16 protein-coding genes (1 of these 16 running past the window's edge) are annotated in these 17,554 nt (G+C 69.3%); 9 read left to right on the forward strand and 7 right to left on the reverse strand.

Going from position 1 to position 17,554, the window contains the following annotated elements; genetic code table 11:
- Positions 1-8: 8 nt before the first annotated feature.
- The 7 genes from AL072_RS22550 to AL072_RS22580 all read left to right on the forward strand — a co-directional run bounded on the left by AL072_RS22550 (position 9) and on the right by AL072_RS22580 (position 6,552).
- Entirely contained in the window at positions 9-851 is an 843-nt protein-coding gene (locus AL072_RS22550; protein WP_082109206.1) for a segregation and condensation protein A, read from the forward strand.
- A 4-nt stretch (positions 852-855) separates the two neighbouring features.
- The gene (gene scpB, locus AL072_RS22555; RefSeq protein ID WP_045584408.1) at positions 856-1,491 is read left to right on the forward strand and encodes an SMC-Scp complex subunit ScpB; all 636 of its coding nucleotides are present in this window, start codon (positions 856-858) and stop codon (positions 1,489-1,491) included.
- A gap of 151 nt (positions 1,492-1,642) precedes the next feature.
- Positions 1,643-1,888, forward strand: a complete 246-nt coding sequence (locus tag AL072_RS22560; RefSeq protein ID WP_045584409.1) for a twin-arginine translocase TatA/TatE family subunit — start codon at positions 1,643-1,645, stop codon at positions 1,886-1,888.
- A gap of 82 nt (positions 1,889-1,970) precedes the next feature.
- The gene (tatB, locus tag AL072_RS36025) at positions 1,971-2,507 is read left to right on the forward strand and encodes a Sec-independent protein translocase protein TatB (protein WP_045584410.1); all 537 of its coding nucleotides are present in this window, start codon (positions 1,971-1,973) and stop codon (positions 2,505-2,507) included.
- A gap of 13 nt (positions 2,508-2,520) precedes the next feature.
- Positions 2,521-3,318 carry a twin-arginine translocase subunit TatC gene (tatC, locus tag AL072_RS22570; protein ID WP_045584411.1) on the forward strand — a complete coding sequence of 266 codons (798 nt, stop codon included), beginning with the start codon at positions 2,521-2,523 and terminating at the stop codon, positions 3,316-3,318.
- 157 nt (positions 3,319-3,475) lie between these two features.
- Positions 3,476-6,145, forward strand: a complete 2,670-nt coding sequence (gene alaS, locus AL072_RS22575) for an alanine--tRNA ligase (RefSeq protein ID WP_045584412.1) — start codon at positions 3,476-3,478, stop codon at positions 6,143-6,145.
- Between the two features lie 74 nt (positions 6,146-6,219).
- Positions 6,220-6,552: a DHCW motif cupin fold protein gene (locus tag AL072_RS22580; protein ID WP_045584413.1), complete on the forward strand. Its 333-nt coding sequence runs from the start codon at positions 6,220-6,222 to the stop codon at positions 6,550-6,552.
- Between the two features lie 34 nt (positions 6,553-6,586).
- Here the strand turns inward: AL072_RS22580 and AL072_RS22585 are convergent, their stop codons facing one another.
- Genes AL072_RS22585 through AL072_RS22595 form a run of 3 tightly spaced genes read right to left on the reverse strand, consistent with a single transcriptional unit; the run spans position 6,587 to position 8,889 of the window.
- Positions 6,587-7,525, reverse strand: a complete 939-nt coding sequence (locus tag AL072_RS22585; protein WP_045584414.1) for a hypothetical protein — start codon at positions 7,523-7,525, stop codon at positions 6,587-6,589.
- Positions 7,525-7,800 carry an acyl carrier protein gene (locus tag AL072_RS22590; RefSeq protein ID WP_045584415.1) on the reverse strand — a complete coding sequence of 92 codons (276 nt, stop codon included), beginning with the start codon at positions 7,798-7,800 and terminating at the stop codon, positions 7,525-7,527. The genes AL072_RS22585 and AL072_RS22590 overlap by 1 nt, the downstream gene beginning before the upstream one ends.
- Before the next feature lie 3 nt (positions 7,801-7,803).
- A complete protein-coding gene (locus AL072_RS22595) occupies positions 7,804-8,889 on the reverse strand; it encodes a hypothetical protein (RefSeq protein WP_045584416.1) in 1,086 nt (361 codons plus the stop codon).
- Positions 8,890-9,256: 367 nt separating this feature from the next.
- Between AL072_RS22595 and AL072_RS22600 the strand changes: the two genes are divergently transcribed.
- A complete protein-coding gene (locus tag AL072_RS22600) occupies positions 9,257-10,264 on the forward strand; it encodes a YheC/YheD family protein (RefSeq protein WP_045584417.1) in 1,008 nt (335 codons plus the stop codon).
- Here AL072_RS22600 and AL072_RS22605 read toward each other — a convergent pair.
- Positions 10,231-11,472, reverse strand: coding sequence for a glycosyltransferase (locus AL072_RS22605; RefSeq protein WP_045584418.1), 1,242 nt, complete (start codon positions 11,470-11,472; stop codon positions 10,231-10,233). The genes AL072_RS22600 and AL072_RS22605 overlap by 34 nt on opposite strands.
- Position 11,473: 1 nt before the next feature.
- Complete coding sequence (locus AL072_RS22610) at positions 11,474-12,046, reverse strand: hypothetical protein (RefSeq protein WP_245636922.1); 573 nt, start codon at positions 12,044-12,046, stop codon at positions 11,474-11,476.
- A gap of 435 nt (positions 12,047-12,481) precedes the next feature.
- Between AL072_RS22610 and AL072_RS22615 the strand changes: the two genes are divergently transcribed.
- The gene (locus tag AL072_RS22615) at positions 12,482-13,324 is read left to right on the forward strand and encodes an AAA family ATPase (RefSeq protein WP_045584688.1); all 843 of its coding nucleotides are present in this window, start codon (positions 12,482-12,484) and stop codon (positions 13,322-13,324) included.
- A 13-nt stretch (positions 13,325-13,337) separates the two neighbouring features.
- Here the strand turns inward: AL072_RS22615 and AL072_RS22620 are convergent, their stop codons facing one another.
- Together AL072_RS22620 and AL072_RS22625 are read right to left on the reverse strand one after the other, a co-directional pair.
- On the reverse strand, positions 13,338-17,087 hold the full coding sequence (locus tag AL072_RS22620; protein WP_045584420.1) for an AAA family ATPase: 3,750 nt from the start codon (positions 17,085-17,087) through the stop codon (positions 13,338-13,340).
- Positions 17,087-17,554, reverse strand: the end of a protein-coding gene (locus AL072_RS22625) for an exonuclease SbcCD subunit D C-terminal domain-containing protein (protein ID WP_045584421.1). Its footprint extends 777 nt past the window's final position; 468 of the gene's 1,245 nt are visible here — the last part of the coding sequence; the start codon falls outside the window, past its right edge; it ends in the stop codon at positions 17,087-17,089. The genes AL072_RS22620 and AL072_RS22625 overlap by 1 nt, the downstream gene beginning before the upstream one ends.

Genomic DNA, 17,554 nt, shown 5'->3' on the forward strand with positions numbered 1-17,554 from the left:
GCGATCGGATGGCCGATTTGGGGTCCGGTCTTGCGGTGGCGCCGCTCGGGGACGCGTCGCCGCTGCCGCCGTCTGAACAGCTGCTGCTGGTGCTCGACGGCTTCGAGGGGCCGTTGGACATGCTGCTCGCGCTCGGGCGTGACCAGAAGGTCGACCTGACGCGCATCTCGATCCTGGAACTGGCGGACCAGTATCTCGCCTTCGTCGCGGAGGCGCGCAAGGTCCGGCTGGAGCTGGCCGCCGACTATCTGGTGATGGCGGCGTGGCTGGCCTATCTGAAGTCGCGCCTGCTGCTGCCGGAACCGGAGGGGGAGGAGCCGTCGGGCGAGGACATGGCCGCCGCGCTCGCCTTCCAGCTCCAGCGGCTGGAGGCGATGAAGGAGGCCGCGGCCAAGCTGTTCGCCCGCCCGCGGCTGGGCATCGACGTCCATCCGCGCGGCGCGCCGGAGGATCTCGACCTGCACCGCAAGCCGGTCTACGAGGTTACGCTGTTCGACCTGCTGCGCGCCTATGGCGCCCAGCGCGCCCGCAAGGACTCTTCCGTCCTGCACATCGCCCCGATCCGGCTCTATTCGATGGAGGAGGCGGTGCAACGCCTATCGTCGCTGCTCGGCCGCATGCCGGATTGGGCGACGCTGGCGAGCTTCCTGCCGGGAGGGCAGGATGGGGGCGGGCAGGGTGGCGGGCTGCTGACCCGCTCCGCGCTCGCCGCGCATTTCGCCGCGACTCTGGAACTGGCGAAGGCCGGCCGGGTGGAACTGCGCCAGGAGGGCGCCTTCGCCCCGCTCTATGTCCGCAGCCGGCGCGAAGACGGGCCTGCGGACGGGCCCGCCGAACCACCGGAACAGTGAGAACATGATCAAGGAAGTCACCGACGCCCACGAGGCGGAGGCCCGCATCGGCAAGCTGCGCCTGCTGGAGGCCTTGCTGTTCGCCTCGGCCGAGCCGCTGGACGAGGAGACGCTGGCCGCCCGCGTCGGGCCGGAGGCCGGGCCGCTGCTGGAGGAACTGCGCGCCCATTACGCCCCGCGCGGCGTCATCCTGGTGCGCACCGGCGGCGGCTGGGCCTTCCGCACCGCGGAGGATCTCGCGCCGGAGTTGCGGCGGGAGGAGGAGGTGTCGCGCCGGCTGTCCCGCGCGGCGATCGAGACGCTGGCGATCATTGCCTATCACCAGCCGGTGACCAGGGGTGAGATCGAATCCATCCGTGGCGTCGCCACCAGCAAGGGCACGCTGGACCTGCTGATGGAGCATGGCTGGATCCGGCCGGGCAAGCGGCGGGAGACGCCGGGCCGACCGCTGACCTGGATCACCACCGACCGTTTCCTCGACCATTTCGGCCTGGACAGCCTGCGCGACCTGCCGAGCGTCGAGGATCTGCGTGCCGCCGGCCTGCTGGACAGCCGCCCGGTGCTGCTGGGGCTGGGGACGGCGGGCGACGGCGGTGCGCTTGCCGGGAATGGCGGGGAGGAGGAGGGCGGGGAGGATTGAGGCGATCTGTTTTTCCCGGGAGCCCGAGCGAATTCCCGTGAAACCTCAATGACAACCGTTTAAGGATGGTGGGGCGAACGTTGCGGGCTATTGGCCTTTCTGCCATAGTGCCGGCCCGCCGCAAAGGCCGTTCAACCGTGATAGGCGCGCCATGGGTTCTTTCAGCATCTGGCACTGGATCATCGTTCTTCTGATCGTTCTTCTGCTGTTCGGCGCGGGCAAGTTGCCGAAGGTGATGGGCGATCTCGCCAAGGGCGTGAAGTCCTTCAAGGCGGGATTGCAGGACGACAGCGACGACGCGGGCGCCAACCCGGGGGCCAACGCCAAGGTCATCCCGAACCAGCCGGCCAACACGGCCGAAACCGCGGCCAAGAAGGACGAGGCGGTCCGCAGCTGACCGGCGGGCGCAAAGGGAGCGGCCTTCGCGGGCCCCTTTGCGCGCGCCATCCTGCCCACCGCATTCGTGAAGCCGGAAGAACATGTTCGACATCGCTTGGTCCGAACTGATGGTGATCGCCGTCATCGCCCTCGTGGTCATCGGGCCCAAGGATCTGCCCAAGGCGATCTTCGCGCTCGGCAAATGGGTGCGGAAGGCGAGAGGCGTCGCGCGCGAGTTCCAGACCCACATCGACGACATGATGCGGGAGACGGAGTTGGATGAGCTCCGCAAGGAAGCGCTGAAGACCCGCGACCTGAACATCAAGAAGATGATGGAAGACACCATCGACCCGAAGGGGGAGGTGGGCAAGGCCTTCGACCCCAAGGCGTTCGACGTCGGCCTGACCGGCCATGCCGGCAGCACGCCGGAACCGGAGCCGGACCTGCCGCAGGCGCCAACCCCGGCGGCCCCGGCCCCGGCACCGGCACCGGCCCCGGCCCCGGCCCCGCAGGCGGAGGCGGCGCCGCCGGCCGTGACCGACAGCGCGCCGCCGTCGGCGGCCCCGTCGCCCATCACCATCGAACCGCCGCAACCGGCAGCGGCGGTCTCCGCCCAGCCGATCGACAAGCAGACGTGAGTCAAGACGGGCCATGACCGGCGAAACCCAGCAGGACGACCTCGAAGACAGCAAGATGCCGCTGATCGATCACCTGATCGAGCTGCGAAACCGGTTGATGTGGTCGATCGGTGCGATCCTGATCGCCTTCCTGCTGTGCTATGCCGTGTCGGACAGGATCTATAATTTCCTGGTCCAACCGCTGGCCGATCTGCTGGCGGGGCAGGGGCGGCGGATGATCTACACCGGCCTGACCGAAGCCTTCTTCACCTATGTGAAGGTGGCATTCTGGGGCGGCTGCTTCATCTCCTTCCCGATCATCGCCACCCAGATCTGGATGTTCGTCGCGCCCGGCCTGTACAAGCACGAGCGCCGCGCCTTCCTGCCCTTCCTGGTGGCGACTCCGGTGATGTTCCTGCTTGGCGCCGGCATCGTCTATTACTTCATCTTCCCGATGGCCTGGCGCTTCTTCCTGGGCTTCGAATTCCATCCCGGCGGCGACGGCAACGCCCTGCCCATCGAGTTCGAGGCGCGCGTCGGCGAATACCTGCATCTGGTGATGTCGCTGATCTTCGCCTTCGGCATCGCCTTCCAGTTGCCGGTGCTGCTGACCCTGCTGGTCCGTGTCGGCATCGTCAGCACCGACGCGCTGGCGTCGAAGCGGCGCTACGCCATCGTCGGCGCCTTCGTCGCCGCGGCGATCCTGACCCCGCCCGACGTCATCAGCCAGGTCAGCCTGGCGCTGCCGCTGATCGCGCTCTATGAAATCGCGATCATCGTCGGCCGCCGCATCGAAAAGGCGCGGGCCAAGGAAGAGGCGCAGGCGGAGTAGACGGGGCCCCGGCGGCCCCGCCCGCACTCTCCGTCCGGATCCGGGGCAACTGCCACAGGGTAATAATCCGTCCGTCGTGGACATGCCGCCATTCTCGCGCTAAAAGCACGGTTCGGCCGATGGAAGGCCGTAGCCGCGCACCCGGAGCCTTGACCGTATGCAGACCGCCAACGACATCCGTCGCACGTTCCTGGATTTCTTCGCCAAGCAGGGACATCAGATCGTCGACTCGTCGCCGCTCGTGCCGCGCAACGACCCGACGCTGATGTTCACCAACGCCGGCATGGTCCAGTTCAAGAACGTCTTCACCGGTGCCGAGACGCGGCCTTACCGGCGCGCGACCACCTCGCAGAAATGCGTACGCGCCGGCGGCAAGCACAACGACCTGGACAATGTCGGCTACACGGCCCGGCACCATACCTTCTTCGAGATGCTGGGGAACTTCTCCTTCGGCGATTATTTCAAGGACGACGCCATCGCGTTCGCCTGGAACCTGATCACCAAGGAGTACGGGCTGCCGGCCGACAAGCTGCTGGTGACCGTCCACACCTCGGACGAGGATGCGGCGGCGATCTGGCGCAAGGTCGCCGGCCTGCCGGACGGGCGGATCATCCGCATCCCGACCGACGATAATTTCTGGCGGATGGGCGACACCGGCCCCTGCGGCCCGTGTTCGGAGATCTTCTTCGACCATGGCCCGTCGATCGCCGGCGGCCCGCCGGGCAGCCCGGACCAGGACGGCGACCGCTTCATCGAGATCTGGAACCTCGTGTTCATGCAGTATGAACAGCTGGGTCCGGACAATCTTGTGCCGTTGCCCAAGCCGTCGATCGACACCGGCATGGGGCTGGAGCGTCTGGCCGCCGTGCTCCAGGGCAAGCACGACAATTACGACATCGACCTGATGCGGGCGCTGATCATGGCGTCGGCCGAGGCGACCAAGAGCGCGCCGGACGGCGCCCATGCCGTGTCGCACCGCGTCATCGCCGACCATCTGCGCTCGACCTCCTTCCTGATCGCCGACGGCGTGCTGCCGTCGAACGAGGGCCGCGGCTATGTGCTGCGCCGCATCATGCGCCGGGCCATGCGCCACGCCCACATGATCGGCGCGCGCGAGCCGCTGATGCACCGTCTGGTCCCGGCGCTGATCCAGCAGATGGGCGACGCCTATCCGGAGCTGAACCGCGCCCGCGCCCTGATCGTCGAGACGCTGAAGCTGGAGGAGACCCGCTTCAAGCAGACGCTGGAGCGCGGCCTGCGCCTGCTGGAGGACGAGGTCGGCCATCTGGGCGAGGGCCAGCCGCTGGCCGGCGACGTCGCCTTCAAGCTGTACGACACCTTCGGCTTCCCGCTCGACCTGACGCAGGACGTGCTGCGCGGCCAGGGCCGCGGCGTCGACGAGGCCGGCTTCAAGGCCGCGATGGACGAGCAGCGCCGCAAGGCCCGCGAATCCTGGGCCGGCTCGGGCGAGGTCGGCACCGAGAAGCTGTGGTACGAGATCAAGGACGAGTTGGGCGCCACCGAGTTCTTCGGCTACGACGCCGAAATGGCCGAGGGCAAGGTGACGGCCATCGTCAAGGGCGATGCCCGCGTCGAGACCGCCGCCGCCGGCGACCAGGTGCTGGTCGTCGTCAACCAGACACCCTTCTATGGAGAATCGGGCGGTCAGGTCGGCGATTCCGGCGTGATCTTCTCCGCCACCGGCGCCGAACTGGTGGTGTCCGACACGCTGAAGAAGCTGGGCGCGGTGTGGGCCCATGTCGGCACCGTCACCAAGGGCAGCCTCTCGGTCGGCGACGTGGTCGAACTGCGGGTCGACGGCACCCGCCGCTCGGCCATCCGCGCCAACCACTCGGCCACCCACCTGCTGCACGAGGCGCTGCGCCACCGTCTGGGCGACCATGTCACCCAGAAGGGCTCGCTGGTGGCGCCGGAGCGGCTGCGCTTCGACATCAGCCAGCCGACCGGCCTCAGCGCCGCCGACATCGCGGTGATCGAGGACGAGGTCAACCGCCGCATCCTTGCCAACAGCGACGTCGTCACCCGGCTGATGTCGCCGGACGAGGCCCGCGCCCAGGGCGCCATGGCGCTGTTCGGCGAAAAGTACGGCGACGAGGTCCGCGTCGTCTCGATGGGCGGGCCGCATGGCGAGCTGGACCGTGATTACTCCATCGAGCTGTGCGGCGGCACCCATGTCCGCCGCACCGGCGACATCGGCGTGTTCAAGATCGTCTCCGAAGGCGCCGTTGCCGCCGGCGTCCGCCGCATCGAGGCGCTGACCGGCACCGGTGCCAAGGCCTGGCTGTCCGAGCGCGACCATCTGCTGACCGAGGCGGCGAGCGTCCTGAAGGTGAAGCCCGACGAGGTTCCGGCCCGTGTGGCCGTGCTGGTCGAGGAGCGACGCAAGATGGAGCGCGAACTGGCAGAGCTGCGCCGGCAGGTTGCCATGGGTGGTGGTGCCAAGGCCGAGGGCGGCGGCGAGGCCAAGGATGTGGCCGGCGTCAAGGTCGCGTCCCGCGTGGTCGAGGGCCTGCCGGCCAAGGATCTGAAGCCGATGGCCGACGAGCTGAAGAAGCAGGTCGGCTCCGGTGTCGTCGTGCTGATCGCGGCGAACGAGGGCAAGGCCTCCATCGTCATCGGCGTGACCGACGACCTGACGGGCAGCCTCAGCGCCGTCGATCTGGTGCGCGTTGGCGCCGAGGCGCTGGGCGGCAAGGGCGGCGGCGGCCGGCCCGACATGGCCCAGGCCGGCGGCCCCGACGCCTCGCTGGCTCCGGCGGCGGTCGAGGCCATCGAAAAGGCGATTGCGGCCAGGACGGCCTCCTGATCGCTGAGCGACCCGGCCCCCGGATGCATGCGGGGGCCGTTTTTCCGTTCATGCCGTTTTCGTAAGGTCCGGCGATGGAACTCCCGACTCTTCCCTTCACCGTGACCGACTGGGCCGGCGTGCCGGTCACCGAACATCCGGGCGAGACCGGCAAGGCGCTGTGGCGGACCTTCCGCACCGGCGAGCTTCGGGTGCGGCTGGTCGAATACACGCCGGGCTATCTGGCCGACCATTGGTGCGACCGCGGCCATGTCCTGTTCGTGGTCAGCGGTGAGCTGGTCACCGAGTTGAAGGACGGCCGGCGCTTCGTGCTGACCGCCGGCATGAGCTATCAGGTGTCCGATTTCGGCGACCATCCGCACCGGTCCTCGACCGAAATCGGCGCCACCCTGTTCATCGTCGACTGAGCGGCCGGAAATCGGGCCTGTCAATCCGAGCCGGTCAATCCGGGGAGGTCATGCCGAGAAACTCCCCGATCATCCGCCGCAGGTCGCCGGATTGAAGCAGGGTCGTGATGACCGCATGGTCGCTGACCCCCGGCAGGATGTGCCGGTCGATGCCGGGAAGGTCGGCCAGCATCGCTGCCGAGCGCAGATCGGCCGCATTGTCGCCGCCGCAGACGATCCGGGCGCGCGGGTGCCGCTCCCGGCCGGCATAGAGATGCCGCAGGTCGACCTCCTCCCCACCGACCGGACGGCCGAGCAGCTGGGAGATGCGTGCCAATGGCCGCGGCCGCATGACCTGCCAGATCATCGGCGAGAAGGCGAGGACCGCTTCGGCGCCGAGGTCCAGCCCATAGCGCAGCGCGCCGTAGCCGCCGGTGGATTGGCCGAGGCAATAGAGCGTCCTGGTGCCGAAGCCGTCGCACAGCCGGCGCAGCAACTCGACCGTCGGCTCCATCCCGGTCCAGCCTCCGCCGATGCCGCCGATATAGAAGCTGTCGGCCGGATCGAACAGATAGATGACGTTGACGCCGAAGGGCTCCAGGATCCGCTGCATCAGATAGACGGAAACCGACAGCCGCCTGGCCCGCCCGGTGAAGGCGAGAAGGGTGGTGGTGGAGCCGGCTGGCACCATCCAATAATTCCCGGCTGCCGGATCGCGGGCCAGCGTCGCCGGAATCGCCGCGGGAGCGGTCAGGTCGCAATCCCACAGGATCCGGCAAAGCGCAACCAGCTGTTCAGCCCGTTCGGCGACCTCGGGGATCCGGCACAGCGCTTCTGCATGCGGCAGGGTCCAGTGGACGACGCCGTTCTGGATCAGGGACTGGCAGGCGTTCAGGCGCTGTTCGGCACCGGCCGCCGGATCCGCCAGGGTGGCCAGCGACCCGGCGGGAGGCTGGTTGGACGCATGGATCCAGGCAGGGATATCCGTTGCCATCAGACTGGCGGCGAACCGGCGTTCCGGCCCGCCAGGGTGTCGGCGATGGCCGAGACCGAATTGCGGCTCTCCAGGAAGGTTTCCGGGTCGAGGGCGATTCCGAACGCCTTTTCCATTTCCAGCGCCATTTCGACGGCATCGACGGAATCCAGATCGTAGCCGGCCAAGGGCTGGCCGGGGTCCATGGCGTCGGCCGCAAACCCGCAGATGGTCGCCAGATAGGCCATCATCCACTGTTGCAGGGCATCGCGGTCGGGGGGGACGGTTGCGGTCATCGGTTACTCTTCGCAGGATGTTGCGGGTGGGGCGGAGGCTGTCGCGGCGCCCTGCTCCAGGAAATTCAGGATCGCCCCGGCGACGTCCTGCGCTTCGCCGCGCCAAGGGAAATGGTAGGGCGTGATGCCGGGATTGCGGTTCAGCTCCAGAATCCAATAATTGCCGCGCTGCGCCGGCAGCGAGGGATCCCGGATCATCACGTCGGCCGCCGTCAGGTTCAGGCCGGGCACCGCGTTGCAGGCCGCCGCGATCACGTCGCTGTAGGAAGGATGAAGATCCGAGCGGCAGTCGATGCTGTCCGCCCCGGTGGCGCCGTTGGAGGTGCCGCGCAGGAAGACGCGTTCCGACGGCGCCGGTACGTCGTCCAGGCTGCGGCCGGTCATCGCCAGGAAGTCACGGAGATCGTCGTCGACCTGGATGTCGGAATGGCCGGGCACCGCCCGCCGGCGGCGCAGCTCGTTCTTGGCGTCAATCAGCCGCGCGATGCCGGCGGACCCGTCGCCGACGATGCTGGCCGGCCGGCTCAGCTTGATCGCGACCACCTTGGGCCGCACGTAGAAGAAGCGGATCAGCTGCCCGCTCACGCTCTCCTCGACCAGGATCTTCTGGTGCCGTGCCGCGACCCGCCGGATCGCCCGCTCATAGCGCACCCGGTCGCCGATGCCCGGAAAGACCAACTCCCCCTTGGCGCCCTGGTTGGGCTTGACGCAGACCGGAGTTGCAAAGGATGGGAAGGCGTCCAGGGCCGCGGAGAGGTCGGTGCGGCGGAACACCCGCCCCGCCGGCGTGCCGAACCCCTGCGCTTCGAGAAACTCCTTCGCCCTCTGCTTGTCGCGGGTGAGAAGGGTCGCCCCCTCGTTGATGTGCAGGCCGAGGCCGCGCCACGGGTCGGCCCCTTCGATCAACAACATGCCGGACGCGAACAGATAGCTCCGCCCACCGATTTCGACCCGGAGCCAGCGTGACGGATAGGGCTGGAAGCGGCTGTAGACACCCTGGACGTAGCGCGTCGCCCATCCGTGGGCATGGGCAGTGGCTCGCAGGCAGATCGCGTGAAAATCGTCGGGCGAGTCGGTCTGGTCGTCCATGGTCCACTCGTCGTCAAAGGAGCGGGAGGCTGGGGCCGGCAGGATGTCCTGCCCATCCGTTCGGGGGTTCGCAGGCGGGCAGCGTCCGCCTCTTCGCGTCGAGCGGCGTCAGGGCCACTTTTGGGAGAAGACCCCATTTCATTTCGTTGCAATTTTCCAATCTGGAAAATTCAGTGTTCGATATAAAGTCGACGGTGTATGACGTACGCTATCATAGTGTTCAGAGCCGAGGCAACGCAATATCTAAGATTGACGACTGGGAAGAGAGCTGTCGAAAATGATGCAGATCGGCTTTATATCTTACAAAAATCAGCCGCGCGATCTGTTTCCCCAACCGAGGCTTCGGGCATTGCTTGCGGAGGCTGCCTTGCAGGGCGCCGAACTGCTGCTGCTCGACAGATCGTCCTGGGACCGGCAGCGGGAACTGATCGCGGGGGAGCGCTGGACGCCCGCCGGCTGGAGCTCCGGCTGGTTCTCCCTGCCGGACGTGGTCGTGATGAAGAGCGGGGCGGATGTCGATTGGCAGGAACTGGACGGTTGGATTCGCCGAAGCCGTCCGGTCATCGCCGACTCCAGCCTCGACAAGCTGGCCTTTCACGAACTCCTGTGCGCCGGCAACCTGCTGCCGCACGCCATTCCCACCATCGGGATTCCGTCCGATGCCATCGACGCCACGCTGACGGCCGCCTTCCTGGAACAGGGGAACGCCGTCGTGAAGCCGGTCGACGGCCGCCGCGGCTTCGGCATCCAGTTCATCCACCGGGAAACCGGCGGCGGGGAGGCCGGCAGCGGGCAAGGCTGGCTGCTCCAGCATGCCGGCGGCACGATCCGCGGCACATTGGGGGAGGTGGTCGGCCATGTCCGCGCGCGCATCGCCGGGCGCCTGCGGTATCGCCGCTATCTGGTGCAGCGCTTCATCCGTTCGGCGGCGGTCGATGGCCGGTCCGCCGATCTCCGGGTCCATGTGCAGCGGCGGGCCGATGGCGAGTGGGGCGTGACCCGCGCCTATGTCCGGCTGGCCGAGGCGGGACGCTTCCTGACCAACATCAGCCAGGGCGGCTACCAGGGGCCGATCGACGGCTTCCTGGCCGTGCGGCGGAACGCGGTGGAGGCGGAAGAGCTCGGAAACCGGATCGTCGCCCTGGCGATGGAGATCGCCAAGCTGGTCGATGCGACCAAGCCGCTGCCGCTGTCGGAACTGGGCATCGATCTGGCCCTGGACGAGGAGGACCGGCTGTGGGCGATCGAGGCCAACGCCTTTCCGCAGAGCAGCCTGCACGAACATGCCCGCGCCGAGCATATGATCGGCTATGCCATGGCGGTCGCCCGCGGGACGGCGGGTCATGAGCGCGTGGCCGCGGACAGGGTCCGATAGGTCCGGCGGCCGACCTCGGTCCAGTCAAACCTTGCGGCATAGCGGCATGCCGCCTCGGGGTCGCCGCGGGGCCGGTCGACCGCCCGCAACATGCTGGCGGCGAGCGCCGGCTCGGACGACAGGTCGGCCGGCATGATCCAGCCGTCGCATTGCAGTTCAGCCAACCCCGCCCTGCTGCTGCTCAGCACCGGCGTGCCGCAGGCCAGCGCCTCGATGACCGGCAATCCGAACCCTTCGGCGGCGGAGGGGCAGACCAGCAGGGCCGCGTCGCGGTAGAGCCGGCGCAGGCTGTCGTCGGGCACGGCGACATGGAAGCGGACATGCCCGGCAATCCCCAGCGCGCGGCAATGGGCCTGCGCCTGATCGATCAGCGCATCCGACGACATCACGATCTCCAGCCCCATCCCGGCATGGCGGGTCGAGGCGGCCAGCCGCAGGAAATGATGGTAAGCCGTCAGCGCGAAGCCCAGATTCTTGCGCCTGTCCGTCAGGTTCGAGATCATCAGCATATATGGCCGGGCGTTCGCCGGGGCTTGGTCGGCCGCCGACGCCGTCGGGGCGAGAAAGACCGGATCGACCCCTTCGCCGGTGACGCAGAGCGTCATCCCGGCTCGTGGGCTGGCGTGGCGGTGGAACTCCTCGGCGCTGGCATGCGACGGGAAGAACAGGACGTCGGCCGTTTGCGCCAAATGGAGGAGACGCCTCACATATTCGGCCTTCAACGGGGCCGGCCACCGGTCGAGATAGGCCGAGCGGAAGCTCAGCGGCACCAGATCATGGATCATCGCCGCATGACCCAGCCGCCTGGGCGCGAAGAAGCTCTTGTACATGGCGAAGGGATTCGGATCGAAATAGACGGTCGCCCCCCTGGCGATCAGGTCGTCTTCCAGGGCCTCGGGAGTTTCGCGGCGCCCCGCCTGTCTTGCGGCTCCGTCGGACGGGAGGCCGGGAATCAGCGGCTGGAACAGATGGGCCTGGACGTCGTTCGCGACCGTCTCCGCAAGCAGCGGCGCATGCGCCAACCGCCCGAGCGTCACGATGAGACGGGCGCCCTCGTCGGCATGGATGCGTGCCAGGCAACGGGCCATGTTGCGGACGTAACGGCCGATGCCGGTCATGGCCTCCGGCCCGTGAAAGGTCGTTCCTTCCATCGCGACGACGGTCGTGGAGGCGGGCAGCAGGGCGGGCGCGGCCGGAACGGCGGACATGCTACGCCTCATAGCCGAAATGCGCCATGTAGGGCGCCATCCGCGCGACCACCGCCGCCTGCCTCGTCCGGTCGAGGAGCTTGGCATATTTGCCGATCAGGCGGTCGCCGACATGGCCGGGGTGCCATTGCGTCGAAGGATCGGCGGTTTCGCCGGCGGGCAACCCCTTGGGAAAACGGTTCTGCCGCTCGGCCTCGGCAATGGCGGCTTGCACGGCGTCGGGCCGCAGCCGCCGGAACAGCACCTCCATCTCCGCAGCCGAAGGCCGGAGGGAGAGATGGCCGGCGATCAGGTCGATGGTCGTGGCTTGATCCATGAAACCGCCCTCGTACCGCAGCAGCAGGCTTCCCGGCTGGCGTGCCGCGCCGACGATCCCGGCGGCCCCCTGGGCGGCATAGGCCAGGGCATGGTCGAAGCCGTAATCGAAGCGCTGCATCAGCGACACCACGGCATCACGCGGATCCCGGATGGTGACGAGGCAGTGCGTGTCCGGATGGCGGTCGAGGAAGGCGGCCGGATCGCCCCAGCCATGGGTCTTCAGTACCAGCACCGTTCCGGCCGGCGGTATGGGCAACCGTGTTTCGCCATCCAGATTTGCGGCGAAGGCGACGTGACAGGGAGTGGTCAGGCGAAGAAGATCAACTGCGGCATTGAATGCCCAGGTTGAAGCGCTGCTGAACATTCCGCAGACAAGAACGATGCGATTGTCTATCAATGATCCACGGCTCCGTTACTCCGTGTCATGCAACTCGAAAACTTCAGATGCAGGACTCGTTCATGCAAATCTTGCAGATCTTGTTTTCCGGAGTTCCTCCGCCGCGATCATTGAGCAAGTGTTCTCCTTCTCTTCGATCAAATGGAGGCGATTGGCAAGGGTGATGGTGAAACGAAAAGAAACGGGACGGTCCGGCGGAGACTGGGCGCAGCGGAGCGTCAGGTTCGGCGGGGCTTGCCAGCCGGAACGGGAATGGCAAGACTGTCGGGCACGCGAAAGGACGAGGACATCGAAATGCGTTTTGCCGGCACCGACCGCTATGTCGCCACCGACGATCTGATGGTGGCGGTCAACGCCGCGATCACGCTGGAGCGCCCGCTTCTGGTGAAGGGGGAGCCGGGGACCGGCAAGACCGTTCTGGCGGTGGAGATCGCCCGCGCGTTGAACAAGCCGCTGCTGTCCTGGCATGTGAAATCGACCACCAAGGCGCAGCAGGGCCTGTACGAATACGACGCGGTCAGCCGGTTGCGCGACAGCCAGCTGGGCGAGGCCAAGGTCCACGACATCGCCAACTACATCGTCCGCGGCAAGCTGTGGGAGGCCTTCGAGGCGCCGGAGCCTCCGGTGCTGCTGATCGACGAGATCGACAAGGCCGACATCGAGTTCCCCAACGACCTGCTGCTGGAGCTCGACCGCATGGAGTTCCACGTCTACGAGACGCGGCAGACGGTCACGGCGGCAAGGCGGCCCATCGTCATCATCACCTCGAACAACGAGAAGGAGCTGCCGGACGCCTTCCTGCGCCGCTGCTTCTTCCACTACATCCGCTTTCCCGAGCGCGAGACGATGGAACGCATCGTCGAGGTCCATTATCCCGGCCTGAAGGCCGCGCTGCTGCGCGAGGCGCTGAACCTGTTCTACGACCTGCGCGAGGTGCCGGGCCTGAAGAAGAAGCCCTCCACGTCGGAGCTTCTGGACTGGATCAAGCTGCTGATGGTCGAGGACGTCGATCCGGAAACCCTGCGCGCCAAGGATGCCCGCACCCTGATCCCGCCGCTGTGCGGCGCCCTGCTGAAGAACGAGCAGGACGTCCACACGCTGGAACGGCTGGCCTTCCTGGCCAAGCGGGGGCGCTGAGCGCCGGCCGCCATCAAGCCTCTGCCAGCGCCACCCCCGGCACGCCGGCCGGTGACAGCACCGTCACCCGGCTGCGCCCGCCGCCCAGCGGCACCACGCGGATCTGCGTGCCGATGCGTTCGACCATCGCCGGGACGTGGCTGATGACGCCGACCTGACGGCCGCCGGCCTGCAAGGCTTCCAGGCAGGACAGGGCGACGTCCAGGCTGTCGGGATCCAGCGTGCCGAAGCCCTCATCGATGAACAGCGTGCCGATGCCGCCTGAGGCGCCGGCCGCCATCGCCGACAGGCCCAGCGCCAGGGCCAGCGATACCAGGAACAGCTCGCCGCCCGACAGGCTGTGGACGCCGCGCCGCTCGTCGCCCATCTCGCGGTCGACCACCTGTATTTCCAGGTCGGCCCCGGCCACCCGCTCCAGCCGGTAGCGGCGGGCGAGATCCTCCAGATGCCGGTTGGCGTGGGTCAGCAGCAGGTCGAGGCTCAGGCTCTGGGCGAAGTTGCGCATCTTCTGCCCGTTCGCCGAGCCGATCAGTTGCGCCATCTTGCCCCACAGGGTGCAGCGTGCCCGCTGGGCCTCCATCGCCGCGCTCAGCCCGGCCAGCCGCAGCCGATTGGCGTCGTCGGCCTCCAGCCGGCCGCGGGCCGAGCCGAGCCGGTCGCGGTCGTGCTCCAGGATCACGCCTGTTCCATCGGCCGCGGCGGCCGCCTCTTCGGCGGTCTGCGCCGGACGGCCGGCGGCATGGTGGGCATCCCGCTGCCGCCGCCGCTCGTCGACCACCAGCAGCGCATCGCCGCGCGCGCGCTCCAGCGCCGCCAGCGCCCGCTCCTCGGCCTCCAGCCCGGCGTCCGGGGCCGCCAGCAGCCGGCGGATCTCCTCCAGGCCGGTGGAGCGTTCGGCAGCCGCCCGTTCCAGCCGCTCCCTGGCCACCGCCGCCTTGTCGGCGCACAGGCGAGTCGCCTCGCCGCGGGTCTCCCGCTCCCGCTCCGCCGCCGACAGGCGGGCGGCGGCGTCCTGGCGAACGATCGTGGCCTTCTCCACCAGCGCTTCTGCGGCCTGCCGCTCGTCGGCCAGCGCCCTGCGCACCGCCACCACCGCCCGTCCGCCGAGCAGCGCGTTGCGTGCCATCCGGGCGTCGGCCTGCCTGCCGGCCAGATCGGCGGCCCGCTGGCGTGCCTCCTCCTCCGCCCTCAGCGCCGCATCCAGCTCCGCCGACTGCACCGCGCGCTCGCCGCTTGCCCGTTCGACCTCGCGGCCGGCGCGGGCCAATGTATCTCTCTTCCCCTGGTATTCGGAGACCCGTTCCGCCAACGCGCTGCGGAACCCTCCCGGACCCCGTTCCAGCCGCGTGCGCCAATCGGCTTCGCCGGCCAGCCCTTCCGCCAGTTCCGCCAGCGCGGCGTCGCGGTCGCCCTCCGCCCGTTCCAGCGCCGCCGCAGCCAGGGCCGCCGCCTGCCGCCCCTCGGCCAACCGCTGCCGGGCCGCCTCGCTCTCCGTCGCCAGCGCCGCAGCGGCGGCTTCCAGCCGGCGCTGGTCCTGCTGTGCCGCGTCGAGCCGCCGGCGGTGATCCAGCGCATGCTCCTCGTCGGCGGCGATGCCCGCCAACCGCTGTTCCACGGCGTCGAGCGCCGCCGCGATGCCGTCCAGCGCGTCGCAATCGCTGCTCCATCCGGCCGCTGCCGCCTGCGCCGTCCAGCGCGCCGTCAACTCATCGGCCTCTTGCGCCATCGCCGCCAGCCGTGCCGCCAGCCCGTCGGCCCCGGTCCGCGCGGCCTGTGCCGCCGCCTCGAGCGCCGCATGGCGGGCCACCATGGCGGCCAGTTCCTCCCGCAGGTCGGCGAGACGCGCTTCCTGCTCCCGGGTCACCCGGTCCAGCGGCGTGGCGTCGGTTCCCGCCCAGGGGTGGGAGTCCGATCCGCAGACCGGGCAGGGCTCGCCCTCCTCCAGCCGTCCGCGCAGGCTCTTCACATCCTCCCGCCGGGCCAGCAGCAGGCGTTGCAGCGTCCGTTCCGCCTCGTCGGCGGCCGCACGCCGTTCGTTGCGGCGCTCGGCAAGTTTCCGCGCCGCCGCGCCGTCGCGCTCCGCTTCGGCCAGCAGCCGCACCCGGTCGGTCTCCGCCGCCGTCCGGTCGGCCGACAGGCGCCGCCGCATCTCGCCGGTGGCGAGCAGGGCCCGCAGGCCGTCGCGGCGGCGCCCCGCCTCCGCCCGCTCCGTCCGGGCATCGTCGAGCGACGGCACCGCCTCGGCCCGCAGTGCCTCCAGCACCGTCTCGGCCGCGATGCAGCGGTCCCGCGCCTCGGTCGAGCGGCTTTCCGCCGTTTCGACGGCAGCGGTCAGGACGGCAACTTCACGTTCCCGGGCCATCCTTTCCCGGCGGGCGGCGTCTCCGGTGCGGGCCGCCGCCTGGTGCCGGTCCAACAGCCGGTCCCAGCGCTCCCAATCGGCCGCGACCGGCTCGAAGCCCGCCTGTGCGCGCAGCCAGGACTCCAGCCTTGCGGACTCGGTCTGTGCCGCCGACAGGGCGGTCCCGATATCCTGCACCGCCTTGCGTGCCTTGGCGCTCCGTTGCATGGCGGCCTGTGCCGCAGCCTCGGCGGCGTCGCCTTCACCGGCCAACGCCGCGATCCGACCATCGAGATCAGCGGCACGCTCCAGGTCGGGTTCGGCTCCGGCCTGTGCCGTGCAGGCGGCCTCGAAGCGGCGCCGGGCCTCGCCATGGCGGCCGGTCGACTCCTCCACCGCAAGCCGGGCGCTTTCCCATGCCGCCGTCGCGCGATCCACCGCCGCCGCGGCCGCGGCCGCATCTCCCGCCGTCCGGTCGGCATCCTCCAGAAACGGACGCATCGGCAGCAGACTGCGCAGCCGGGCCGCCGCGCCGCGCCGGGGCTCCGCTCCGGCCCAGGCCTCTTCGGCGGTTCGGGCCGCTGCCAGCGCCTGCTCCTCCGTCGCGGCGAGCTGCGCATCGCGCTCGTGCCAGGCCATGGCCGCCCGGGCGAGTGCCAGCGCCTGTTCGCCCGCCTGGACCGCGCGGGCCGCATCGGCGGCGTCCGCTTGCAGGGCGGCGCGATCCTCGTCGGCGAGGACGCCGATGCCGCCGCCCTGCGCCACCAGCGTGTCGAGCGTCTGCCGCTCCGCACCCGCCCGTTCATGGGCGGCGACCGACAGCCGCGAATAGACCTCCGTGCCGGTCAGCAACTCCAGCAGGGCGGAGCGTTCGCGTGGCGGCGCCTTCAGGAAGGTGGCGAAGTCGCCCTGCGCCAGCAGGACGGCGCGGCGGAACTGCTCGAAGCTCAGGCCCAGCCGCCGTTCGATCTCGTCGAGCACGCTCTTCTTACCGTCGCCGTAGCGCCGCTCGCCGTCGAGGCTGCACAACGACATGCTCTGCAGTTGCAGGGCGCCCTGCGCCTTCTGGCGGGCTCGCCGCACCTCCCACCGCGCCCGGTAGGCATCCCCGTCGATCCCGATGAAATCCACTTCCGCCCAGCCGGATCCGGCGCCGCGCCGCAGGATGCTGCGCACATCGGTGGTGCGGATGCCGTTGGGGTCGCCGTCCGCTCCCAGCATCTCGCCGCGTCCTTCCGGCAGCCGCGGCATGCGGTCGAACAGCGCCAGGCACAGCGCGTCCAGGATGGTGCTCTTGCCGGCCCCGGTCGGCCCGGTGATGGCGAACAGGCCGGCGCGTCGCAGCGGCTCGCGGTCGAAATCGATGGCGAACGTCCCGTCGAGGCTGGTCAGATTGGCGCCGCGTACTGCGAGGATCCGCATCACGCCGCCTCCTGCACGGTGGTCAGCAACTCGTGGAAGGCCGCCACCAGCTCCAGGTCGGGGTCGCCGTCGTGGCTGCGGCGGTAGAGGCGGCGGAACACCTCTTCCGGCTCCAGCGAGGCGAGGTCGGTTGGCGGCGCGCCGTCGGCCAGCGTCTGGCCGCTGCCGGTCAGACGCACCACCAGCTTCAACAGCCGGACCGGCCGGCCGGCCAGCACGGCCTCGACCTCGTCGCGCAGGGCGGGGCGCGGCTCTGGCAGGGTGACCGTCACCTCCAGGAAGGGCCAGGCATCCCGCGCCAGCGTTTCGTCGAACGCCAGCCGCTTCAGGCGCTCCAGCGCCGCTTCGGGGGTCTCCGCGACGATCCGGTGGATCGCGACATGGCGCGGCACCCGCAGCGCCTCGTGGCCGACCAGCCGGCCCGCCGCGAACTCGGCCAGCACCACCTGATGGGGGTAGGGCTCCTC

Source organism: Azospirillum thiophilum (assembly GCF_001305595.1).
GTDB classification, from domain to species: Bacteria; Pseudomonadota; Alphaproteobacteria; order Azospirillales; family Azospirillaceae; genus Azospirillum; species Azospirillum thiophilum.